This is a genomic window from Sphingobium lactosutens (assembly GCF_013393185.1).
Classification (GTDB): Bacteria; Pseudomonadota; Alphaproteobacteria; order Sphingomonadales; family Sphingomonadaceae; genus Sphingobium; species Sphingobium lactosutens_A.
Genome location: NZ_QJQX01000039.1, coordinates 62707 through 83694, shown reverse-complemented (window position 1 = coordinate 83694; position 20988 = coordinate 62707). Strand labels below are relative to the sequence as shown.

16 protein-coding genes are annotated in these 20988 nt (G+C 60.5%); 11 read left to right on the top strand and 5 right to left on the bottom strand.

Translation table 11 applies throughout. The features are described from left to right. Positions 1-8 precede the first annotated feature (8 nt). On the top strand, positions 9-3236 hold the full coding sequence (locus tag DM806_RS09320; RefSeq protein ID WP_179042951.1) for a glycoside hydrolase family 2 TIM barrel-domain containing protein: 3228 nt from the start codon (positions 9-11) through the stop codon (positions 3234-3236). A 24-nt stretch (positions 3237-3260) separates the two neighbouring features. On the opposite strand, the gene DM806_RS09315 is transcribed toward DM806_RS09320, so the two are convergent. Further along, the gene (locus DM806_RS09315) at positions 3261-3602 is read right to left on the bottom strand and encodes a hypothetical protein (protein WP_179042950.1); all 342 of its coding nucleotides are present in this window, start codon (positions 3600-3602) and stop codon (positions 3261-3263) included. Positions 3603-4162: 560 nt separating this feature from the next. On the opposite strand from DM806_RS09315, the gene DM806_RS09310 reads away from it, so the two are divergent. From DM806_RS09310 to DM806_RS09295, 4 genes are all read left to right on the top strand, one after another. After that, positions 4163-6157, top strand: coding sequence for a TonB-dependent siderophore receptor (locus DM806_RS09310; protein ID WP_218647427.1), 1995 nt, complete (start codon positions 4163-4165; stop codon positions 6155-6157). Between the two features lie 71 nt (positions 6158-6228). After that, positions 6229-6612, top strand: a complete 384-nt coding sequence (locus DM806_RS09305) for a hypothetical protein (RefSeq protein WP_179042948.1) — start codon at positions 6229-6231, stop codon at positions 6610-6612. Positions 6613-6995: 383 nt separating this feature from the next. Next, complete coding sequence (locus DM806_RS09300; RefSeq protein ID WP_179042947.1) at positions 6996-8513, top strand: GumC family protein; 1518 nt, start codon at positions 6996-6998, stop codon at positions 8511-8513. Then, the gene (locus DM806_RS09295; protein ID WP_179042946.1) at positions 8513-9313 is read left to right on the top strand and encodes a CpsD/CapB family tyrosine-protein kinase; all 801 of its coding nucleotides are present in this window, start codon (positions 8513-8515) and stop codon (positions 9311-9313) included. Before DM806_RS09300 ends, DM806_RS09295 begins: the two co-directional genes overlap by 1 nt. Before the next feature lie 77 nt (positions 9314-9390). Here DM806_RS09295 and DM806_RS09290 read toward each other — a convergent pair whose 3' ends face one another. Then, complete coding sequence (locus DM806_RS09290) at positions 9391-10356, bottom strand: hypothetical protein (protein WP_256869185.1); 966 nt, start codon at positions 10354-10356, stop codon at positions 9391-9393. Positions 10357-10637: 281 nt separating this feature from the next. Between DM806_RS09290 and DM806_RS09285 the strand changes: the two genes are divergently transcribed. Together DM806_RS09285 and DM806_RS09280 are read left to right on the top strand one after the other, a co-directional pair. Further along, positions 10638-12164, top strand: a complete 1527-nt coding sequence (locus DM806_RS09285) for a hypothetical protein (protein WP_179042945.1) — start codon at positions 10638-10640, stop codon at positions 12162-12164. Continuing rightward, entirely contained in the window at positions 12164-13726 is a 1563-nt protein-coding gene (locus tag DM806_RS09280) for an O-antigen ligase family protein (RefSeq protein WP_179042944.1), read from the top strand. The genes DM806_RS09285 and DM806_RS09280 overlap by 1 nt, the downstream gene beginning before the upstream one ends. On the opposite strand, the gene DM806_RS09275 is transcribed toward DM806_RS09280, so the two are convergent. After that, positions 13715-15097: an oligosaccharide flippase family protein gene (locus tag DM806_RS09275; protein ID WP_179042943.1), complete on the bottom strand. Its 1383-nt coding sequence runs from the start codon at positions 15095-15097 to the stop codon at positions 13715-13717. The two genes, DM806_RS09280 and DM806_RS09275, sit on opposite strands and share 12 nt — an antisense overlap. Then, positions 15094-16314: a glycosyltransferase family 4 protein gene (locus tag DM806_RS09270; RefSeq protein ID WP_179042942.1), complete on the bottom strand. Its 1221-nt coding sequence runs from the start codon at positions 16312-16314 to the stop codon at positions 15094-15096. Before DM806_RS09270 ends, DM806_RS09275 begins: the two co-directional genes overlap by 4 nt. Positions 16315-16483: 169 nt before the next feature. Here DM806_RS09270 and DM806_RS09265 point away from each other — a divergent pair, with 169 nt between their 5' ends. Together DM806_RS09265 and DM806_RS09260 are read left to right on the top strand one after the other, a co-directional pair. Then, on the top strand, positions 16484-17314 hold the full coding sequence (locus DM806_RS09265) for a 2OG-Fe(II) oxygenase (RefSeq protein ID WP_179042941.1): 831 nt from the start codon (positions 16484-16486) through the stop codon (positions 17312-17314). Next, positions 17311-18228 carry a glycosyltransferase gene (locus tag DM806_RS09260; protein WP_256869184.1) on the top strand — a complete coding sequence of 306 codons (918 nt, stop codon included), beginning with the start codon at positions 17311-17313 and terminating at the stop codon, positions 18226-18228. Before DM806_RS09265 ends, DM806_RS09260 begins: the two co-directional genes overlap by 4 nt. 14 nt (positions 18229-18242) lie before the next feature. Here DM806_RS09260 and DM806_RS09255 read toward each other — a convergent pair whose 3' ends face one another. Then, positions 18243-18497: a response regulator transcription factor gene (locus DM806_RS09255; protein ID WP_179042940.1), complete on the bottom strand. Its 255-nt coding sequence runs from the start codon at positions 18495-18497 to the stop codon at positions 18243-18245. Positions 18498-19066: 569 nt separating this feature from the next. Here DM806_RS09255 and DM806_RS09250 point away from each other — a divergent pair. Next, positions 19067-19300, top strand: coding sequence for a response regulator transcription factor (locus tag DM806_RS09250; RefSeq protein ID WP_179042939.1), 234 nt, complete (start codon positions 19067-19069; stop codon positions 19298-19300). Positions 19301-19532: 232 nt separating this feature from the next. After that, complete coding sequence (locus tag DM806_RS09245; protein WP_179042938.1) at positions 19533-20984, top strand: undecaprenyl-phosphate glucose phosphotransferase; 1452 nt, start codon at positions 19533-19535, stop codon at positions 20982-20984. Positions 20985-20988 lie beyond the last annotated feature (4 nt).

Below are 20988 nucleotides of genomic sequence, written 5' to 3'. Positions count from 1 at the left end.
GGGGCAGGATGCACGGACGAATGAAGGCGCTGGCGGCGGCAAGCGGGCTGGCGCTGACGGGCGCGGCGATGGCCCAGAGCCAGCCGCCACAGGTACAGCCCGTTCAGGTCGATCCCAGCCGTCCGGAATGGGAGAATCCGACCATCCACGCGATCGGCAAGCTGCCCGCCCGCGCAACGGCCTTCCCCTTCGAAAGCCGCGAACGGGCGCTGGTCGGGCATCGGACCCAATCGTCGCGCTTCCTGTCCCTGAACGGCGAATGGAAATTCGCCTTCTCCCCCAATGCCGATGATCTGCCCAGCGGGTTCGAGAAGCCCGATTTCGACATATCCGGATGGAAATCGATCAAGGTGCCCGCTGACTGGCAGGCGGAGGGCTATGACCAGCCCCGCTACAACAACATCACCTATCCCTTCCCCGCCAACCGGCCGCTCATTCCCCATGCGACCAATCCGGTCGGCTCCTATCGCCGCGATATCGACTTGCCCCCGGCATGGGGCGGGCAGGATGTCATCCTGCATATCGGCGCGGCGGGGTCTGCCTATCATGTGTGGGTGAACGGGCAGAAAGTCGGCTATGCGGAGGACAGCAAGCTGCCGTCGGAATTCGACGTGACCCGTTTTCTCCGACCGGGGCGCAACAGCGTTGCGATTCAGGTCTTTCGCTGGTCGGACGGTTCCTATCTGGAGGATCAGGATTTCTGGCGCGTATCGGGCATAGAGCGCGAAGTCTTCCTGATGGCGGCGCCGAAAACCCGTATCCGCGACTTTTTCGTCCATGCCGGCTTCGATGAAGGCGACGGGACGGGGAAGCTGGCGGTCGACGTCGCGGTGACGCCCGGCGCGGCGACCAGCGCGCGCTACGTGCTGATGGACGGCGATCGCACCGTGCTGGAAGGACGCCAGCCTATGGCCGCGGGGAAGGTGGAAAGAAACGTGACGCTGTCCGGCCGCCTGCCAGGGGTCAAGCCCTGGACTGCGGAGACGCCCAACCTCTACATGCTGCTGGTCGAACTATATGACGCGCAGGGACGGACCATACAGTCCAGCTATGCCCGCATCGGTTTCCGCACGGTGGCGATCCGGGACGGCCTTGTCACCGTCAACGGCAAGCCTGTCACCATTCGCGGCGTCAACCGCCACGAACATGACCCAGAGACGTTCCACGTCGTGTCGCTGGAGTCGATGGAACGCGACATACGGTTGATGAAGCGCAACAATATCAACGCGATCCGCACGTCCCACTATCCCAACGATCCGCGTCTCTACGATCTTGCCGACCGCTATGGCCTCTATGTCATGGACGAGGCGAATATCGAGAGCCACGCCTATATGGACTATGCCAACAAGCATCCCGAACGGCGCGGGGAACTGCAACTGGGCTTCGATCCGGCCTGGAAGGACGCCCATGTCAGCCGCGTCGCCAACATGGTCGAGCGCGACAAGAACCACCCCTCGATCATCTTTTGGTCGCTGGGTAACGAGGCGGGCATCGGCCCCAATTTCGAAGCCGCCGCCGCTGCGGCCAAGGCGCGCGATCCCGGCCGTCTGGTCAGCTATCTGGGCTGGGGCACATTCGACCGCCAGTCGGACGATCACCGCCCCAACGGCTATGCGGACATCTACGCGCCGATGTATGATCCGGTGTCGCGGATGGTCGACTATGCGACCAACTGGAATTTCAGACAGCCGATGATCCAGTGCGAATATGCCCATATGCAGGGCAATTCGGGCGGCAATCTCAAGGAATATTGGGATGCGATCTATGCCCATCCCGGCAAATTGCAGGGCGGCTTCGTGTGGGACTGGGTCGACCAGTCCATGTATCGCTACACGAAGGACGGCACCCGCTATTGGGGTGATGGCGGCGAATATGGCCCCAATCCCGGTGGCGATATCGAATTTGGTGACGGGCTGCTTCAGTCCGACCGCACGCCCAATCCGGCGCTTTACGAACTGCGCAAAGTCTATGCCCCGGTCCAGTTCGACGGTTTCGACCCGGCGACGGGCCGGCTTATCGTCCGCAACCGGCAGGATTTCCTCGACCTGGCGGGCTTCCGCTTCGACTGGCTGTTGCAGGAAAATGGCGTCACCGTCGCCAGCGGGCCGCTCGCCGCGCCGCAAGCCTCCGCCCATGGATCGGCCAGCCTGACCGTGCCGCTTTCCGTTTATCAGCGCCGCCCAGATGCCGAATATTTCGTGACGGTGCGCGCCCGCGCCGTAACGGATCAAACCGCCCCCGGGCATGTCGTCGGCTGGGAGCAGTTCGCCCTGGCTCCTGCCGCTGCAAAGCAATTGCCGCAGGCGACAGGCCCCGTCATGGTGATCGACAAGGGTGGCCTTATCCGTCTGAGTTCGGCCGATGCCGTGCTGGAGGTCGATCGGGCGACCGGCCTCATCCGCTCCTACGCCAAAGCCGGCAAAGCCCTTGCCGACGGCGGCGCGCCGCATTTCTGGCGGGCCATCACCGACAATGACATCGGCATCGGCACGGCACGACAACTGGCGGTCTGGAAGAGGATGAGCGATTCCCGCGTCGTGACCTCGGTCCGCCTGCGCAAGCGGGATGGCGGCGCGCAGGAGGTCGCGGTCGATTTCGCGCTGGGCGATGGAGCGGCGACCTTCCACTCGACCTATCGCATGGCGGGCGATGGATCGGTGACGGTGGCGGGCGAACTGACCCTGCTCAAGCCGGACCTGCCGCCCCCCTTCCGTGTCGGGCTGGCCTTCGGTCTGCCGACGGATATCGACATGGCGCAATGGTATGGCCGTGGTCCGCACGAAAGCTATGTCGACCGCAAGACCTCGGCATCCATCGGTCTGTGGCGCGGCAAGCTGGCCGATCAGAATCACGACTATATCCGCCCGCAGGAAACCGGGAACAAGGTGGATGTGCGCTGGATGGAACTGTCTGGCGCGGGACGCGGGCTGCGGGTGCAGGGGGCTAACCCCCTCATGATGAACGCGCTTGCCTTCCCTTATGCCGATCTGGACCGGCATGCGCCCGGCAGCTGGAAGTCGAGCGATATCAGGCCGCACGACCGGGGCACGCTGCTGGTCGACGCCGCACAATGGGGGGTGGGCGGCGACACGGCGTGGAGCGAGTTCGGCAAGCCCATGGCGCCCTATCGCACCAGGATCGAACCCACCCGGATCGAGGTCCGTCTTTCGCCCTTCTCCGGCGATGGCAGCATGACCGGCAAGGCCCTGCCCGCCACCGCCACGGGAGCCGAATAGGAGAGGGGAAGCCTTCCCCCTCGATCAGTCGGACCGGCTGGTGACGATCGCCTGACCGTCGTGGCCGATGGAAATCAGGTGCGCATCGCCATTCTCGCAGTGCACCTTCCATTCGCCATTCTTGACCTTCGTGCCCATCGGTTCGGCCGAGGCGATCTTCTGGCAGGGCAGGCCGGCGTCGCGCACGGCACGGAAGAAGACTCCATTACGCTGCCCCGGTGGAAGCGCCGCCACGGCCGCGGCATAGTCGACGCCGCCGGTATTGCCCGCCGTTTCATTTTTCGGTTCGGCTTTCTGCGCGCTCTCCGGGCTGCCGCAGGCGGCCAGTGCGAGGCTGGCCATGATCGTCGCCGGCAAAAATCGCATCATCTCTCTCTTCTGACAGGGGCGGCGGACGATGAATGACATATGCCAGCCAAGGGAAACACATTACCGCTCATCATGCGCCCAAAAGCGGATATTTCAAGTCCCTATGCTTTTCCCAAGGCTCAGCACCAAAGTACGAATCCGATAGAGTGAACGACTGTCACCCTTTCTTTGGCGGCATGGTATCTTGCCGCCGCCAGAAGATCATATGGCGAAATCGGGCGGCCCCATGGTTGAGCCTCTTCTGAAATTTTCGTTGCCGAATGCAGCCATATTGCTGGTCAGCGCCCATGCTGAACTTGAGGTCCATATCCCTTATAGAGATTGCAAGTGACTCGCACTTGCGGCAAATGGCCTTCGTTTGAGACGTTGGATAGGGCTGATGTCTCGGGGGATGAGGCTCCAATATGCCAGGTTCGTATCGTACATCGACGTCACTTTCCGCTGTCTTCCTTGCGGGATATTGCCTGTTTTCGTCAGCAGCCGCCCTGGCTCAGGATGTAGCCAGCGATGATATGCCGAGCCTTCAGACCACTAGGCAGGACAATGGCTCGATTATCGTGACGGCACGCAGATTCGTGCCTTCGGGCGCTATCACGGCCAGCAAGACCACCGCGCCGCTGATCGAAACTCCGCAATCGGTTTCGGTCATTTCGCGCGATCAGATCGACCTGTTGAACTTCGTCGATGTACAACAGGCCGTCCGCTACACCGCCGGCATCGTCGGGGAGAATTACGGCCCCGACCTGCGCTTCGACTTCCTGACGCTGCGCGGGTTCATCCCGGTCCAATATATTGATGGACTCCAGGCGCCGGTCAGTTCGACTATCGCCAATGTCGGCGTCGATCTCTACGGTTTCGAAGCGGTCGATATCCTCAAGGGGCCGGCCAGCGTCCTCTATGGTTCCAGCCCTCCGGGCGGTATCTACAATCTTACCAGCCGTCGCCCATCGTCGCGTCTTGGCGGCGAAGTGCAGGTTCGATACGGTAGCAACGATTTCAAGCAGGCGGCCGGGACCATTACTGGCGCACTGAGCGACGGCATCAGCGCCCGCTGGACTGGCCTGTATCGCGATCGAGACAGTCAGACGGACTATGTCAACGCGCGGCGCGCCTATGTCGCGCCCGCAATTGCTTTCGATGTCACCCCGGACACCAGATTGACTTTGTTGGGCAATTATCAGTGGGATCGGGTGGAAGGTGACACCAACGGCTTCCTGCCGACGCTGGGCGTGCTGTACGACAATCCGGTCGGCAAGGTGCGCCGCTCCATCAATCTGGGCGAGCCCGACTATAATTTCTACCGTCGTGAGCAATGGGGGCTGGGCTATGAACTGACGCATCGCTTCTCCTCGGCGTTGCAATTCACCCAAAATCTGCGCTGGACCGATTATTCGGAATATCAGCAGGTTATCTATGGCGCAGGCCTTGCCGCCGACAATCGTACCGTTTTGCGCTTCAACTTCCCCTCGTCGGAGGATTCGCAACAATTTGCGGTCGACAGCCGTTTCGATGCAACGATCGCCACCGGCGTGCTTGAGCATCGCATATTAGCGGGCCTCGACTATCGTAACTATCGCAACCAGGCCGCCTTCGCCTTCACCGCGGCGACCAGCATCGACCTGTTCGATCCCGTATACAGCAGAGCGCCGATCGCGGCGCCGGCACTTGGCGATCCATATGTCGATCGTCGCCTGAAACAGACCGGCCTCTATGTGCAGGACCAGATCAAATTGGGCAGCTTCATCGCCACGCTGTCGGGGCGTCAGGACTGGATCAGGCAGACCAGCTATCTGACCAGCCCGGCTACGCGCGACAAGCAGGCCAAGTTCACCTGGCGCGTGGGTGCAACCTATGTGACCGAAGGCGGTTTCGCCCCTTATGTCAGCTATGCGACCTCCTTCCAGCCGGTGATAGGGGCGACCTATGACGGCATTCCCTTCGTGCCGAGCGAGGGCAAGCAATGGGAAGGCGGCGTCAAGTATGATGCCCGCACTCTGGGCGACGATATCAAGCTGTTCGCCACGGCCGCCATTTTCCGCATCGACCAGACCAATGTTCTGACGACCGATACCCGCCCGGGTGCCCCGGCTTTCTTCCAGATACAGGAAGGCAAGGTGAAGTCGGAGGGCGTCGAACTGGAGCTGGTGAGCCGCTTCTACGAGAAATTGAGCGTCAACGCCTCCTACAGCTTCACCAATGCGCGGGTCGCGCGCGGTGACAATGAGGGCGCGCGTCTGGCTGCGCAGCCACGCCACAAGGGATCGCTGTTCGTCGACTACACGCACGACAGGGGTGCATTGGCCGGATTTGGCGGTGGTGTTGGCATCCGCTATCTCAGTAATAGTCCGGGGATCGTCGGCGCACCTTATTATTACAGCCCCTCGGTCACGCTGCTCGATGCCACGCTGCATTACGACATTCCGGGCTGGCGTCTGGCGATCAATGGCAGCAATCTTTTCGACAAGCGCTATGCTGGTCGTTGCAGCGGGCAATATAGCTGCTTCTTCGGCGAGGCGCGGCAGGTCATGGGAACCGTCACCAAGAAGTTCTGACAAGTTCCCGAAGCAATGGTCGGACTATGGCCATTGCTTCGGACATTCAGGGCCGTAAAATGGCGGCACCAGTGGCTGGCATTCCAGATGCGTCGGCTTATCCGCTTAATCCCCTGATCGCCATGGCCCTTGAGCGGCGTTTCGGTGCGGGGTTGGACGAAATCGGTCATGCCCTGGGTCTGGTCACGCTGGCGACCAGCATCGGGTGCCTGCCCGTGGCGGGATTGCTCGACAGGCTTCTGCGTAAAAGGCTGGGCCTTGCGGTGCGACCTCTTATCATGGGGCTGGGCGCGCTGACCGCTGTTTCTTGCGCCGGTCTTCTGATGATCGCCGGCGATCTCGACGCTGCTCTTGTCGCGGTCATTTTGTTCCTGTTCCTGACCTGCACCGCCAATGCGCTGGTGCCGACAATGCCCCAGGATCTGACGCCTGCATCCTTGCGCGCGCGCAACTGATTGCCGGCGGATTATCGGATTTTCTGCTCGAAGGACAGCTTCTCAAGGCGATCGCGCTGACCGCCATTCCTGCACTGTTCGTGTCTTGCGCCTGTGCGGTGCGGTCTGTCACCGGTCGAATTGCATCCGCCTGTCCGGCCGTCGACTGAACTGTCCGTTCGGCCACTGCGTGGCGCCATGCGCTAATCCGTAGAGGCGGCCCTGCTACTATTTATCCTCCTTTCAAAACACCCCACTTAAAATTCCCCACCCAGTCCAGCGAATAGCTTCGTCACGACCGGGCATGGAATGTGGTGCCGCGCTCGCCTCAGGGGATAGGCCATGTCATTGCCAGCACAGCATCACCGCATCCATTCGCGGCCCGGCGCCAACGGAACCGGTTTATGATCTCGGATGTCGCACAGGCGCAGGTCCGTCCGGAGGGGGCCTTCATTACGGTGACGGAATTGCTGGCTATCGCCTATCGCCGGCGATGGTGGATCATCGCTCCGCTGGCGCTGGGCCTGATTGCCGCCATTACCGCGATCCTGACGATCAATGCGCAATATCGCTCGACGGCGACCTTGCTCATCGCGTCGCAGGAAATTCCGACGACGCTGGTTGCATCGCCGTTGACCAACTATGCCGATGAACGGATTGCCAAGATCAGGCAGCAGATTCTCAGCCGCGCCAATCTTGACCAGTTGATCCGCACGATGCGGCTTTACCCTGAGGAAAGCAAGCGGCTCACTGCCGACGAGGTCCAGAACCTGATGCGCAAGGCGATCAGCGTCGAACTGGTCGGGGCGAACGAGGCGACCCATGGCGGCCAGGCCAACGGCAAGACCATCGCGTTCAGCCTGTCCTTCACCTATGACGATCCCGTCGTCGCGCAGGTCGTGACAGAGCGGCTGACCCATATGTTCCTGGAGGAGGACAAGCGCCTGCGCACCGAGCAGGCGTCCGGCACGGCCGACTTCCTGCTCAATCGCGGCAACGAGATTCGTGATCGGCTCATGGATCTGCAAAAGCGGCGGCGTGAGATTGAAGCGCGCTATCAGGGCGCCTTGCCCGAACAGGTCGCGCTGAGCACGCAGGCAGCGTCAGCCCTGCGCGCCGAAGTGTCGCGGATCGACGCTGAAACCCAGGGTATTTTTCAGCAGAACGGCATATTGGCGGCCCGAAGCCAGGATATCATGGCAGCGCCCACATCGCAGGGAGAGGCTTTGCGATTGATGGAAAATCGACTGGCCCAACTGAGCGCCACCTATTCGGATAGCCATCCCGACGTGGTGGCGGCACGGATGGGGATAGAAAACCAGCTGGCCGATATTCGTGCTACCGCCTCCCCGCGGGCTGGCGGGGGCGTGATAGGGGCGGAGATCGCCGCTGGACGCGCGCGTATGGGCATGCTGGCGCAACGGCGCTCGCAACTGGTCGGCTCGATTTCGGACATGGAGCATCTGAGCGCGTTGGCGCCGCAAGCAAGTTATGAGCTGAACAATCTTGAACGCGAATATGCGAACCTCACCCTGCAATATCAGGATATTCGTGAAAAGCAGATGGAAGCGCAGGTCGCGGCCAATCTCCAGGCCGAGGACAAGGGCGAGCGATTCACCATCGTCGATGCCGCGAGCTTGCCTACCGATCCGGTCTTTCCGGATCGGCAGAAGCTGTTGATCGGCGGCGCGGCTGCGGGCTTGGCGTTGGGCATCATATTTATCGCGGCGGTGGAATTTTCCGCCGGGCTGATCCATGGCGACGCCGCGATAGAGCGGCTGACGGGCATCCCGTCGCTCGCCGTCATTCCTGATCCGCAGGTGGTGGGAGTAGGACTGATCGGATTGCTGCGCCCAGCAATGCCCCGGATCGGCGGCAGCCTCAAGCGGCCATGGTTGATCTTCGGGAAGGGGGAAACATAATGACCCGCAGCGCAAACAGCATGGCCAGTGATATGGCGGTTCACCCGACCGAAGCGATGCAGGAACCCTTGCCCGTCAATCTGGATCCCGATCATCTGGCCGCAAACAACCTGCATGCGCTCGATCATTTCGATCCGCGTGCGCGCAGCTTCGCGCTTCTCCGATCGCAGATCATGAACGGCTTTTTTGCATCGGGTGAGAGGGTGTTGGTCGTCACATCGACCCAGCCCGGCAATGGCAAGAGCTTCGTTGCCGCCAATCTCGCCTTGGCGCTCAGCCGGGTGCATCCGGTGGTGCTGGTTGACCTGGATCTGGCGCGACCGACATTGGGCAGTCGGCTGGGATTGAAGCCGATCGTCGTCGGCGTGGACGATTATCTCGCCGGCACCGCGGCGCTGCCACTCAGTCGACATCGTGTCGAACAATTGCGTCTTGCGGTGTTACCGGTCCGCCAGCGCCGGTTGGACGCAGCAGGCCTGTTGTCGGGTGAACGGTTCCAGACGCTGTTCCATGACCTGGCGCAAGGGGAGGGCGATCCGATCATCGTCGTCGACACCCCGCCCACACTGGCGACGGACGAGATATTGTCGATCGCGGCTCGTGCCGACGGTGTGCTGATGGTGGTGGAGGAGGGGCGGACCCAGACGATCGAACTGTCCGAGGCGATGAACCTGCTGCAACCGACGCCCATCATCGGGACTATCCTCAACAAGTCGATCGGCGGGCTGTTCCGCCGCGGCAGCCGCTATCATTATGACGATAGCCATGGCCCGCAAAAATCGGGCCGGCTGCCGGCCTGAGGGAAAACGCCTCCGCGCTTTCATTGCTGCAGGGATGACGTTGAGGCTGCGCAGACGGGCTGTTACCTCATCTTTCGTCAGAGCGAGGCGGGCGGAATCAGGCGCATCAACGGGGTCAGCTTGCGACGCCACAATATAGCGCTTTGCTGACGTTCGGGCAGGTCGCGCGCCAGTCGATAGAGATCGCGGCGCCGCATCCCGGACCGTTCGCACAGGAAGGGATGGCGTGGCTGTTGCGCGAAATAGCTGTAGAAGATTACCGTGCGGTCGCGTGCCGTAGCCGGTTTGCCGCGATGGTAGAAACGTGCGGTGTCCGTGAAGATCACAGTGCCGCGCAGCCCTTCGCAACTGACCAGATAGGGGGCCACGGGAACACCCAGCCGGTCTTCCAGTTCATCCTCGGTTGCCAGCTCATAGGAAAAGCCGCTGCGGTCATTCTGGGTCGAACCATGGCGGCTGATGATCTGGAAAGGACCGCCGGCATGATCGACATTATGGAGGTAGACGGCGACCTTCAGCATCCGCCGGTCCTCCCAGTCCCGGTGCCATTTGCGCGTCGATACTTCCCGACCATCGGCCACGGTATAGTTGATGATCGCGCCATCATAGGCGACCGGCAGGCCGATATAGGATTCGGCAATATCCAGCAGTTGGTCATGAAGACCCCAGCGGAAGATGCGCGGACTGGCCGCGATCTGTTCGGGCGGTACATAGAGAAATGTCTCGCCCCGCGCGGCGCGGGCATGGGCTTCCCTGGCAAAGCGTTCAGCCAGCATGGCGCTGCTGTCGATCATCGCCTCGCTGCCGGAGAGCCCGAGCGCGTCGATCTGCGTGATGAACACGCCGTCCTGTTCAAGCGCGTCAACAATCTCGCGTCCCAGGGCGCTCAGTCGTGGCAAGCGGGGCCGATGTAGCGCAAGCGCCTCTTCATGCCTTTGTCCCAGCGCTTCGCGGAAATAGGGGTGATTGCAGAAGCGCAGGGCCGTGCGTGCCGGCAGGTCGTGCAACCACTGGACGTGGCGATCGAGGCTTTTGGGCATCATCCTGACGTTTATCCTGTTGCTCCGGATGTGTCGGGCCGCGCGGCATGCGATCGGCTTCGACATGGGGCATCCTCTATCCGTCTTCCAGAACGGGAAAGAAATGCGGGCAATGCCGACGGGCGATCATGGTCCGATAAATCGGAAGGGATAATTGGGAGCAGAAGGCGCGCCTGTTTCCCTGCATCATGCCGGAAGGCCGGAAATCGCATTAGGGGGCACGAATGACATCCGCACGATCGGCGGATTCGAGGAGCAAGGTCAGAGGTGCAGCCGCGCTTTTCATGCTTCTGGCATTGGGGGGCAGCATCGCCCTCGCGGGTCGGGTGGCGCCGGCCAATGATCTTCGTCGCCCCGAAGGACCATCGACCGAACGGGCCGCCCCTTCATTGCCGGCGCCTGAGCCTACGCGGCTCGGCATCAACCTCTTCGGTCTTGCGACTTTCAACCGGCAACAGGTCTTTTCAAACCTCATCCTGCAAAGCGAGTGGTTTTCCTCGAGCGGGGAGGGGTGGAGCGCTTTTCCCGCGGCGCAACTCGACGCGCAGGGTTGGGTCCGATTTCTCGAACCGGGCCAGACTGCTCCGCGTCCTATCGTCCTGCCACCCGCGCCGTTCCGCCGCGTTGCCGTGCGCTGTGGCTATGAAGGGCGTGGGAGGATCGAGGCCGGTGGCGTCGCACGGATAGGCGAGCGGATGGATCATGGCTTCATGATGGACCTGGCGCCCACGGGAGGCGAGGATGAAGGGGCATGGATAGAACTAGTCGAAACGGATCCCTCCGATCCCGTGCGCCGGATCGATTGCCGTCTCGCCGACCGACCGGACAATGAAAGGTTCAGCCCGGAATTCCTGTCCTTCACCAAACAGTTCAGGATCATTCGCTTTCTCGACTGGCAACGGACCAACGATAATGGCGTCGCCCGATGGAGCGAACGGACGTTGCCACAAAGCGCAACGCAGGTCGGCCCGGCAGGCGCATCGATCGAGGATATGGTCGACCTCGCCAACCAGAGCGGCGCCGATCCATGGTTCCTGATGCCCTATCAGGCCGATGCCGCCTATGTCCGCGCCTTCGCCCGGCTGGTGCATGATCGGATCGATCCGGCGCGCACCGTCCATGTCGAACTGGGGAACGAAGTGTGGAACAGCATGTTCGACGCGGCCCGGCAGGCCCGGCGAGAAGGGGTGGCGCTGGGCCTGGGTAATGGCGATCCGATGCGGGCGCAGATGCTGCGCTATGCCCGGAAAGTGCGGGAAGCCATGCAGATCTGGACGGATGTCTTCTCCGACCGCCGCGAACGGCTGGTCCGCGTGGCGGCCACGCAGAATGCCTGGCCCGAGCTGGCGACCATCATATTGGAGGATGGCGACACATTGCGGTGGATCGATGCGATCGCCACGGCGCCCTATATCTGGGTGAAACTGGACGGCATTGGCGTGCGCGACATCGACCAGGTTTTTGCCATGGGACCGGCGGCCATCGACGCTTCGCTGGGCGATGCCCTCAAGCACCGCGCCCTCGCCGTGCGGCATGGCAAGGCATATCTGGCCTATGAAGGAGGGCAGCATTTCGTAACGCCCGACCTTGAACTTGCCCGAAAATTGCAGCGCGACCCGCGCATGACCGACCTCTACAAAAACTACCTGACGCAGTGGGAAAGCCGGATTGGCGGGGATATGGTGCTTTACGCGTCCACAGCGCCGATCGGTTCCTACGGTGCATGGGGGCTACAGGAGTATGCGGGTCAGCCGTTGGATCAGGCGCCCAAGATGCTCGCGGTCCAGCGATTTCTGGCGGCGCGGCGCTGATGGCTGTCGCCGCACGCATGGCTGTGCCCTTGTTCGCTATGGGCTTGCCCGTTCTTGCCTATCTGGCGATCAAGCCTGCCCTGCATGTTGCGGTGATCAGCGCCGCAACGGTGATGTTCTATCTCCATTGCCTCGTGCACGAGCAGCGTCGCGACATGGCCAGCGCGCTGTCGATCGTCATATTGATGCCCATCATCGCATGGACGCTGACCAATCCATGGATGCTTTACCTGGTCATGGTCGTCTGGGTTCCGCTGTTTGCGCGTGACGCGGGGAGGGTTGTCCCGGTCTATCTGTTCAGCCTTTTGCTGCTGCCGGGTCTGGACATGACGGCGGTCGTCGGTTCCCTCAAACTGTTCGATCTGGGGGTGCATGATGTTTTGGGCGTCGGCGCGGCCGCGGCGCTCTTTTGCAACCGGGGCAAAAGCAGGATCGACTGGCGCAGGGACGTGCCGACCTATTCCGTCATTCTGCTGATCGGCGCTGCACTGGCGCGGGATACCAGCTTTTCCCACCTCCTGCGGTCGACATCCAACCTGATGCTCGACTATGGGCTGCCCTATTATATCGCCAGCCGCGGCGTGCGGAACATGGATGAATTTCGGCGTGTCCTGCTGTGGCTGGGCTGTGGCGCGTTGGTGCTATCGTCATTGCTGATCTATGAGGCGATGCGTAGCTGGCCGATCTACAACGAACTGTATGGTCAGTATGGCGGCATCTTGCCGATGGTGAAGTCACGCGGGGGCATGATCCGCGCGGGCGGTCCGTTCGTCGAGCCGACCTCCGCCGCGATGGTGCTCGCGCTTTGCACCATCGCCATCTGGATATGCCGCAGCGCGTTTCGCACGGCCCGCCATCATGCCCTCATCCTGCTCATAGCTTTTGTGGGACTTGCCGCCCCACAGTCCCGAGGCGCCTGGATAGGGCTGGGCTTTGCGCTGGTCCTGGTTGAAATCTATCTTGGCCGCTATCGGGCGATCGTCAAGGGCGGGTTGATCGCGACGCTGGGCTTCTCGGCGCTTTTCGCCGCCGCCCTGTCATCCCCGCAATTGTCGGAAACGCTGGGCCTGTCGGGCGGTTCTAGCGAAACGTCCGAATATCGCCGCCAGCTGTTCGAACGCGGGATGGAAGAATATTGGCAGTCGCCCCTCCTCGGTTTCTCCAACCCGGAACTGGAAATTCGTTTGGCCGATCTGCGGCAGGGCGAAGGGATTATCGATTATGTGAACAGCTATATCTGGATCATGCTGATTTCGGGTGCGGTGGGACTGGCGATCTTCGTGGGCGCCTTCGTCCATTATCTGCGGAAGCTGATCGGCTATCGCCGCCTGCCGACAAGCGATCGAGCTGGCCGGGAGAGCGCGGCCTTCATCTTTGCGGGGCTCAGCATGACGCTGGAGATGTTGTTTTTCACATCCTTCGGCACGCGGCCAGCCATCTTCACCTTCGTGCTGCTGGGATTTGCGGCCGCGCTCTTCAACCTCTACCGCAGGCCGGCCCGGTATCCTATGTCTGCGGTGATAGCGCGCTATGCGCCAGCGGTCCCGGCATCAGGCCAGTAGCGGCGTTATCAGCGCGCTGCCGGCCATGCCCGTGGCGATCCCGCCCACCCCCGCTCCAAGAAAGAGCAACTCCTTACCCATGTCCAGCATGCCGATCCGATGCATCTGCACCCATTTGAACAGGACGGAGGGGATTTCCATCATCCCGATCACCGCGACCAGCGCCAATTGTCCTATGGTCAGCCAGGCGATCGGCGCAGCGATCACGAGCCAGCCCAGTTTGGCGACGCTCGCCTGGAAGGTGGTGGCGACGCGTCCCGCCGCCGTCAGCATTTCGTTGCCACTGTAGGACGCCAGCGCGAAGAAGGGCATGATCGCCAGCAACTGCAGATAAATGGTCGTGTCTGCATAGCGATGATCGTAGAGGATCGCGATGATAAGCGGCGCCGATCCGATCAACCCGCCCACCGCGATCATGTAGAGCATCGAGGCCAGCCATCGCCGGGCGTAGAATTGCGCCCGCAGATCGCCGCTGTTGTTCCGCCAGATCTCTGCATAGCCGGGATAAAGTATTCGGCTGGCATAGGCGGACGTGAAGGCGATGGGCGCGCTGGCAAGGTTGCCGGCGAGAACATAAAGCCCGAAATCCTCCAGCGACATCAGCCGCGCCAGCAGCAGCTTGTCGCATTGCAGCAGCAGCAGCGTGATGATGCTGGATCCGGTGACATAGCGGGCGAACCGCCACAAATCGCGGGCGTAGGCGGGGTCCAGCGCCAGCCGTCGCCGCGAATCTGGGAACATTGCATAGCTGAGCCCGGTCTTGCAGATGCTGCCGACGACCAGCGCAACCAGCACCGCCCAGACATCGCGCCACAGCCAGGCGAGGATGACGCTGGCCAATATCTGCACGACCATGACGATCAATTCCAGCAATGACAGGCGCAGGATCATCCGCTGCCGGATTGCGGTCAGCAACGTCAGGGAAGCGAGCCCCTCGATCGCGAAGACTAGCGCCGACCATTGGATCATCGGCGCCAGATCCGGCTTGGCGAGCATATGCGCGATCGGCCAGGCCAGCGCGAAGAGGGCGATCGTCAGCAGCGCGGACCGGATCAGCGCGATGGTCCAGACGGTATCCAGGAAACGTGGGCGATCGCCATCCTGATGGCGTACTACGAACGCCTGGAACCCAAGGTCAGACAGCATCGCCGCCGTGAAAGACACAGATGCGATGATGCCTGACACGCCGAACGCTTCCGGCACCAGCAGGCGCGTAAGGATCACGCTGCTGAACGCACGGAGCAAATTGTTGAGGATGACGGATGCGACGACGATATTGGTGTCTTGTGTGACCAGAGCCACAATTCGCCCGATGCACTGGCCGCCGGAAGCAGCCGCCGGCTGCATCCGTTGCGCCTGATCTTGGATCATCGACGGCTTTCCGCGATCGTCGTGCGGTACCAGTCTACCATCCGGCTTCCCACCGCCCCGGTCGAGAAATGGGCGCGGCAGTGCGCCTGGGCACGATCTCCCATGGCTGCAATCTCTTCCGGATGATCCAGCATCCATTCGAGATTGGCGGCCATGGCGTCGGGATCGCCAACGGGCGTCAGCAGGCCATTTTCTCCATGGGCGATGATCTCTTCCGCGCCCGCCCAGTCTGTGGAGATCATCGGGCAGCCGGCCGACAGGCCTTCGGTCAGCGTATAGGGGAAATTTTCCAGCCGGGAGCATTGAGCTGTCACCAGCGCCTCACGGCGGAGACGCGTGATGGCTGAGGGCGACAGCCGGCCGGTGAAGCGCACCTGCCGACGTGCTAATGGCGAAAGATGCGTGGCGACATAGTCGCCAAAGGAGAGCATGGCGCCCGAAGCCATTTGCATTCCCATATCCGGCCCGACGAGTGTCAATCGCGCGGCGGGGCGCCGTTCGATCAGTTGATTGAACGCGAGCAATATCGTGTCGGCGCCTTTCGGATGATCGAACCGGCCAACCATCAGGATATGGTTACGATCGCACGCGTCCAGCCGCCAGCTGTCGTTCGCCATGGCGATGGGGTTCGGGATCGCGGCGGCCTGCTTGCTTAGCGACCGACCATAATGAAGGCATGTCCTCTCCAGAGTCGCCATAGTTGGGGCGGTCAGAGATGTCGCGCCGACGATTGCGATGCCTTCGGCCTTGCGCCTCTGGGAGTCGGCGCGAACTTCCCGGTTCGAGCGCTGCTCGTCGGGTTTCAGGAAGAAGGGGCCATGCAGTCGCGTCACCACCGGCACCTGTGAAGTGCGGCGGACAATTTCGCTCCATCCGAAGCTTTCTTCCATCTCGATGAGGTCGAGCGGAGCCAGCCGGTGCAGCGCCTGGAACTGTTTCCCCAGCGCTCGACCAAGACAGGGCAGATCGCCCCTGTGTCGTTCCAGAAACCGGCGGGCACGCCCGACGATGCCGCGGCCGTCTTGTCCGATGCCCATGTCCTGATCACGTCCGGTGCTGTCGATCATGCGCCCCAGCGTCAAGACAGACACCTCATGTCCTTGGGCCAGTAGATAATCGCGCATGGCGGCGACATAGGTCACTATGCCGTTTGCGGCTTTTGCCGGCGGCCATTCGGGGGAATAGAAAGCGATATGCACCCGAAAGGCCTCCATCATTGCTTGGCGCCATTTTATCTGGCCCGGTCACGCCAAGTCGATCATGAGAACTCACCACATGTTTTACAGCGCTTGTGCTGAGAGGCGGGGTGGCGCTTATTCTCGTGGCGAATCCATGCTGGTTCCGCGCGCTTCATTGGCTGCGCACCATGGTCATCGAGAGGCGAGAATGGCGCTGCTTAACCTGAAGAATGTCGATGGATATCGGTGTTTCGACATCGAGCAATGCCGGCGGGAAGGGCAGGTGCTTTCAGGCCGCTATGCCAGCGACAACCCGTTTCCGCATATCGTCATCGACGATTTTCTGGATGCCGATGTCCTGAAGCAGGTTGCGTCGGAATTTCCCGACAGCAGCGGATATAGCTGCTTCATGCGCGATCAGGAGCGGCTCAAATTCGAATATAAGCCGGATGAGAGCTTGGGCGGCATGACGCGCATATTATTTGCCGAACTCAATTCCCATGCTTTCCTCCAGTTCCTGATGGAAATGACGGGGATCAGCGGGCTGATCCCGGACCCCTATCACGCCGGAGCAGGGCTGCATGAAGTCAAGGCCGGTGGGCATCTCAGTATCCATGCTGATTTTCCCCGGCATGAAAAGATGAAAATCAATCGTCGGCTCAATCTCCTCATCTATCTGAACGAGGATTGGGAGAACGAATATGGCGGGGCGCTGGAGCTGTGGGACAGGAAGATGCGATCCGCCGCGCAAAGGATCATGCCGATATTCGGCCGTGCGGTGCTGTTCAACACCGACAGGGATACTTTTCACGGTCATCCCGATCCGTTGACATGTCCGCCCCATCGGTCGCGTCGGTCGATCGCTACCTATTACTATACGGCGGCGCCGTCTGCCCAGCCTGGCATCGACCGGACGACCAATTTCCAGCCTCGGCCCGGGACCGCGGACAAGCGAGACTGGCGGATAATGTTGCGGCACCTGAAGGCTGACTGGCTGCCCCCGGCGCTTCAGCGCGGTCGCATGAATGGTCCTGAATGATCATGACCGCCGCGACGATCTTTGCGCTGGCCAGAACGGGTTTCGTGGTGATCGGCAGAAACGAAGGCGGGCGCCTGGCGGGATGCCTGGAAAGCGTGCTGCAAGCGATCGACTGCGTCGTCTATGTCGATTCAGGGTCGGTCGATGGAAGCGCCGACATGGCGCGGCGCCTTGGCATTCCTTTGGTCGAACTGGACGACAGCATTCCCTTCACGGCGGCGAGGGCGCGCAATGCTGGTGCGGAATGGCTAAGCGAGCATGCGCCCCATTTGCTCTATATCCATTTCATCGACGGAGATTGCGAATTGCGGTCCGACTGGCTGCGCCGAGCGCTGGACGTGATGGAGGCCGAACCTAATCTGGCCGCCGTCTGTGGCCGCCGGCGCGAACGTTTCCCAGATCAAAGTGCCTATAATCGGCTTTGCGACAATGAATGGAATACCCGAATCGGCCTGACCGAGACATGCGGCGGCGACGCCCTGTTCCGGATCGAGCCGTTTCGAGAGGTTGGCGGCTTTTCCAGCGCCATGATCGCGGGGGAAGAGCCGGACCTTTGCCACCGGATCAGGCGGCGGGGTTGGTCGATCAGGCGGATCGACGCTGAAATGACCGTGCATGACGCGGCAATGACGCGCTTTGCCCAATGGTGGCAGCGCAATCGGCGTAGCGGCTATGCGACGGCGGAAGCGCTGATGTTGCGCGGCAAAGATGTGCGCGGCCTGTTGCGCGATGTGGTCAGCAACATTTTCTGGGCAATGCCGCTGAGCTGGCCTCTATGGCCCTTTTTCTGGTGCCGGATTTTTGTCCGCAAGGGCGCGCTGGAGGCGAGCTTTCTTCTGTTGGGCAAATTCCCCCATTTTCAGGGGCAAATCGATTATTGGTGCAGTCGCCGGTATCTGATTGAGTATAAATAGCTGCCGATCGCCCCTCAAAGGCCAAGTGGCGGTACATATGTCACGGCCAGCGCGCAGCCGATCAGGCCTTTTGATATGGCGAAGGCGACCATATGCGACCGGTTTCGCGTTCGGGTCTTCAGGCGCACGCGTCCGATATGTCGTTCCACTGTACGTGGCGCGATCTTGAGCGTCAGCGCGATTTCCTTCGCCGATTGCCCTTTTGCAATATGCCTGAGGACTTCCACTTCTCGTTGGGTAAGCCAGCTTTCCAGATCGGTATCGTCCATCGCTATTTCCCCTGCCCGGAGTTTGACCGGGGCCATCAATGTCCACTTTCATGTTTGGCAAATAAAGTTAATTTATTTCAATAGAAACATATTATATCATTATAGACATATAGATGATTGATAATCATCAACTATGAATTGATAGTTTCTTGCCGATCCTTTTTCGATTGATATATTGATAATATCAATATTTGGTTGCATCCACCCTCTATCGGCATGGGGGAAAATGCCTACATATTTTTGCATGGGCCAATTTTTAAGAAAATTTATCTAATCAAAACATTTGCTTGCGCTAAAGCGTGATTTTATTCCATCCATGGATTCTATTTATTAAAAATTTACTATTGTTGCGAATCGAAAAATGCACAATGCTGATTTCGACATCGGAACAACGGTCTACCTATGTTCTTTGTATGTCCAAATCATCCGGCCCAGGGCATAGCCGAGGGTGAACGGATGAAAAGTGGTCGCGGTTATAACTTTAGACCTGCTTGACTGTGCATTGTCTCCTGCGTGAAGATTTTAAATTTTGAGAGACAAGCGTGGTTCGGCGGTTTTTGGGGGCCAGCATGCCACATTATAATATTTCGACCGCTATTGAACTCACCAATCGGGAAACCGAAGTTCTTCAACTTGTCGCTTTCGGGTTATCGGCGAAAAAAGTCGCCAGGGCGCTGGATATAGCGACCTGTACCGTGGAGCGACATATCGAGAACGTTCGATTGAAAACGCGCACGCGCAACCGGGCCCACATGATCGCCTATGTCATCCGCGAAGGCATGCTGCCGGTGCAGCAGGATTGATCACCTCTGGCGCATTTTTCGAGCAGACGGAATCATCCGTTATCTCGGAAAATGTGATAAAACAGAGGTCTGGATCGGATGGACCGATGCAATCGGATCGGAACTTGCTCTAGTCCTTCATAAGGACATACGGCTTTGATCGCCCGTTTCATCTACCAGTCCGACGCGACTTCAGGCAGGGATCATATTCCCTCCCGCGAAGTCGTGTGTGGCGCCTTGGCAGGATGAGCAGATGCCCGACCCAGACAAGAAAGCCGGAGGCGTCATGCCGCGTTCAGGACAAGTCCCGCTGGGCATTTTCCCGCCGCTGATGCAGATCTGTGACTTCGCTGCGCTCAATATTGCTGTATTGTTTCTTTCTGCGAATGAAGATGCAATGGTGTTGGGATCATCACCGATCGTTTCGAGCCATCTTGGATTGATCTGCGGAACAGTGTTCGTGATCGTCGGACAGCTGACGGGCGCCTATGAAAGCAGCCTGCTATTCTCCGTCCGCAGGAGCTGGTCGCGTCTGTTCAATGCCTGGCTTGGGACGACATTGCTACTTCTATCGCTGGGATTCCTGTTGCGCCTGATGACGAGCGCGTCCCGCGGCTCGATATTCCTCTGGTTCATTGTTGGGCTGGCGATGCTCGCGCTTCTTCGCCTCCTTCTGGTGACGATTGCCCGCAGCCTCAAGCGACAAGGTCGGTTTGATCGTCGTTGCGCCATATACGGAGCGGGCGGGCAGGGCCAGGATCTGGCCCGCTATATCATCAATCACGACAAGCTCACGCTTTCCCTGACGGGCTTTTACGACGACCGCCGTCAGGACCGGCTAGACGAACGATTGCCCATACCGCTGCTGGGCGGCATTGACGATCTTCTGGCGGCCATACGGAAGGATGAGATCGATCAGGTGATCATTGCGCTGCCCTGGGCCGCGGACGCGCGCTTGCGGCAGGTCGTGGGCGCCTTGGCCGTCACGCCGGTACAGATCAGGCTGGCGCCGGAGAAGGCCGGCTTTGCCTTTGCGCGGATGCCGGTGATGCTGCTCGGTGGCCTGCCGGTGATGACGCTGCTTGAAAAGCCGATGCATGGCAGCCGGATCATCGAAAAATGGGCGGAGGATCGAACGCTTTCATTCCTGCTGCTGATCCTTCTGTCGCCGCTGTTTCTGCTGATCGCGCTTGCGATCAAGATGGAGTCGCGCGGGCCGGTCTTCTTCGTGCAACGCCGCGAGGGGTTCAACTGCCGTGACTTCCGGATCTTCAAGTTCCGCAGCATGTATGTCGACCTGTGCCAGACGGACGAGATTGTGCAGGCCAGCAAGCGTGATCCGCGCGTGACGCGGGTTGGTGCGATCCTGCGCAAGACCAGCCTCGACGAATTGCCGCAATTGCTGAATGTGCTGCTGGGTGAAATGTCGCTGGTCGGGCCGCGCCCTCATGCGCCCTCCACCCGTGCCGGCGGCAGGCTGTTCAATGAAGTCCTGTCGTCCTATGTCGCCCGTCACAAAGTAAAGCCCGGCCTTACCGGATGGGCGCAGGTGTGCGGCTGGCGCGGCGAGACGGATACGGAAGACAAGCTGATCAAGCGGATCGAGCATGACCTCTATTATATAGAGAATTGGTCGATATGGTTCGATCTCTATATCTTGCTGCGGACAATATCGGCGGTTCTCGGTGGTCAGCGGGCCTATTGACGGA

Bases quoted from the DNA above. Each gene is read 5' to 3' on its own strand.
- DM806_RS09320 (WP_179042951.1), top strand. From the start codon at position 9: ATGCACGGACGAATGAAGGCGCTGGCGGCGGCAAGCGGGCTGGCGCTG.
- DM806_RS09315 (WP_179042950.1), bottom strand. From the start codon at position 3,602: ATGCGATTTTTGCCGGCGACGATCATGGCCAGCCTCGCACTGGCCGCC.
- DM806_RS09300 (WP_179042947.1), top strand. From the start codon at position 6,996: ATGATCTCGGATGTCGCACAGGCGCAGGTCCGTCCGGAGGGGGCCTTC.
- DM806_RS09295 (WP_179042946.1), top strand. From the start codon at position 8,513: ATGACCCGCAGCGCAAACAGCATGGCCAGTGATATGGCGGTTCACCCG.
- DM806_RS09290 (WP_256869185.1), bottom strand. From the start codon at position 10,356: ATGATGCCCAAAAGCCTCGATCGCCACGTCCAGTGGTTGCACGACCTG.
- DM806_RS09285 (WP_179042945.1), top strand. From the start codon at position 10,638: ATGCTTCTGGCATTGGGGGGCAGCATCGCCCTCGCGGGTCGGGTGGCG.
- DM806_RS09280 (WP_179042944.1), top strand. From the start codon at position 12,164: ATGGCTGTCGCCGCACGCATGGCTGTGCCCTTGTTCGCTATGGGCTTG.
- DM806_RS09275 (WP_179042943.1), bottom strand. From the start codon at position 15,097: ATGATCCAAGATCAGGCGCAACGGATGCAGCCGGCGGCTGCTTCCGGC.
- DM806_RS09270 (WP_179042942.1), bottom strand. From the start codon at position 16,314: ATGATGGAGGCCTTTCGGGTGCATATCGCTTTCTATTCCCCCGAATGG.
- DM806_RS09265 (WP_179042941.1), top strand. From the start codon at position 16,484: ATGGCGCTGCTTAACCTGAAGAATGTCGATGGATATCGGTGTTTCGAC.
- DM806_RS09260 (WP_256869184.1), top strand. From the start codon at position 17,311: ATGATCATGACCGCCGCGACGATCTTTGCGCTGGCCAGAACGGGTTTC.
- DM806_RS09255 (WP_179042940.1), bottom strand. From the start codon at position 18,497: ATGGACGATACCGATCTGGAAAGCTGGCTTACCCAACGAGAAGTGGAA.
- DM806_RS09250 (WP_179042939.1), top strand. From the start codon at position 19,067: ATGCCACATTATAATATTTCGACCGCTATTGAACTCACCAATCGGGAA.
- DM806_RS09245 (WP_179042938.1), top strand. From the start codon at position 19,533: ATGCCCGACCCAGACAAGAAAGCCGGAGGCGTCATGCCGCGTTCAGGA.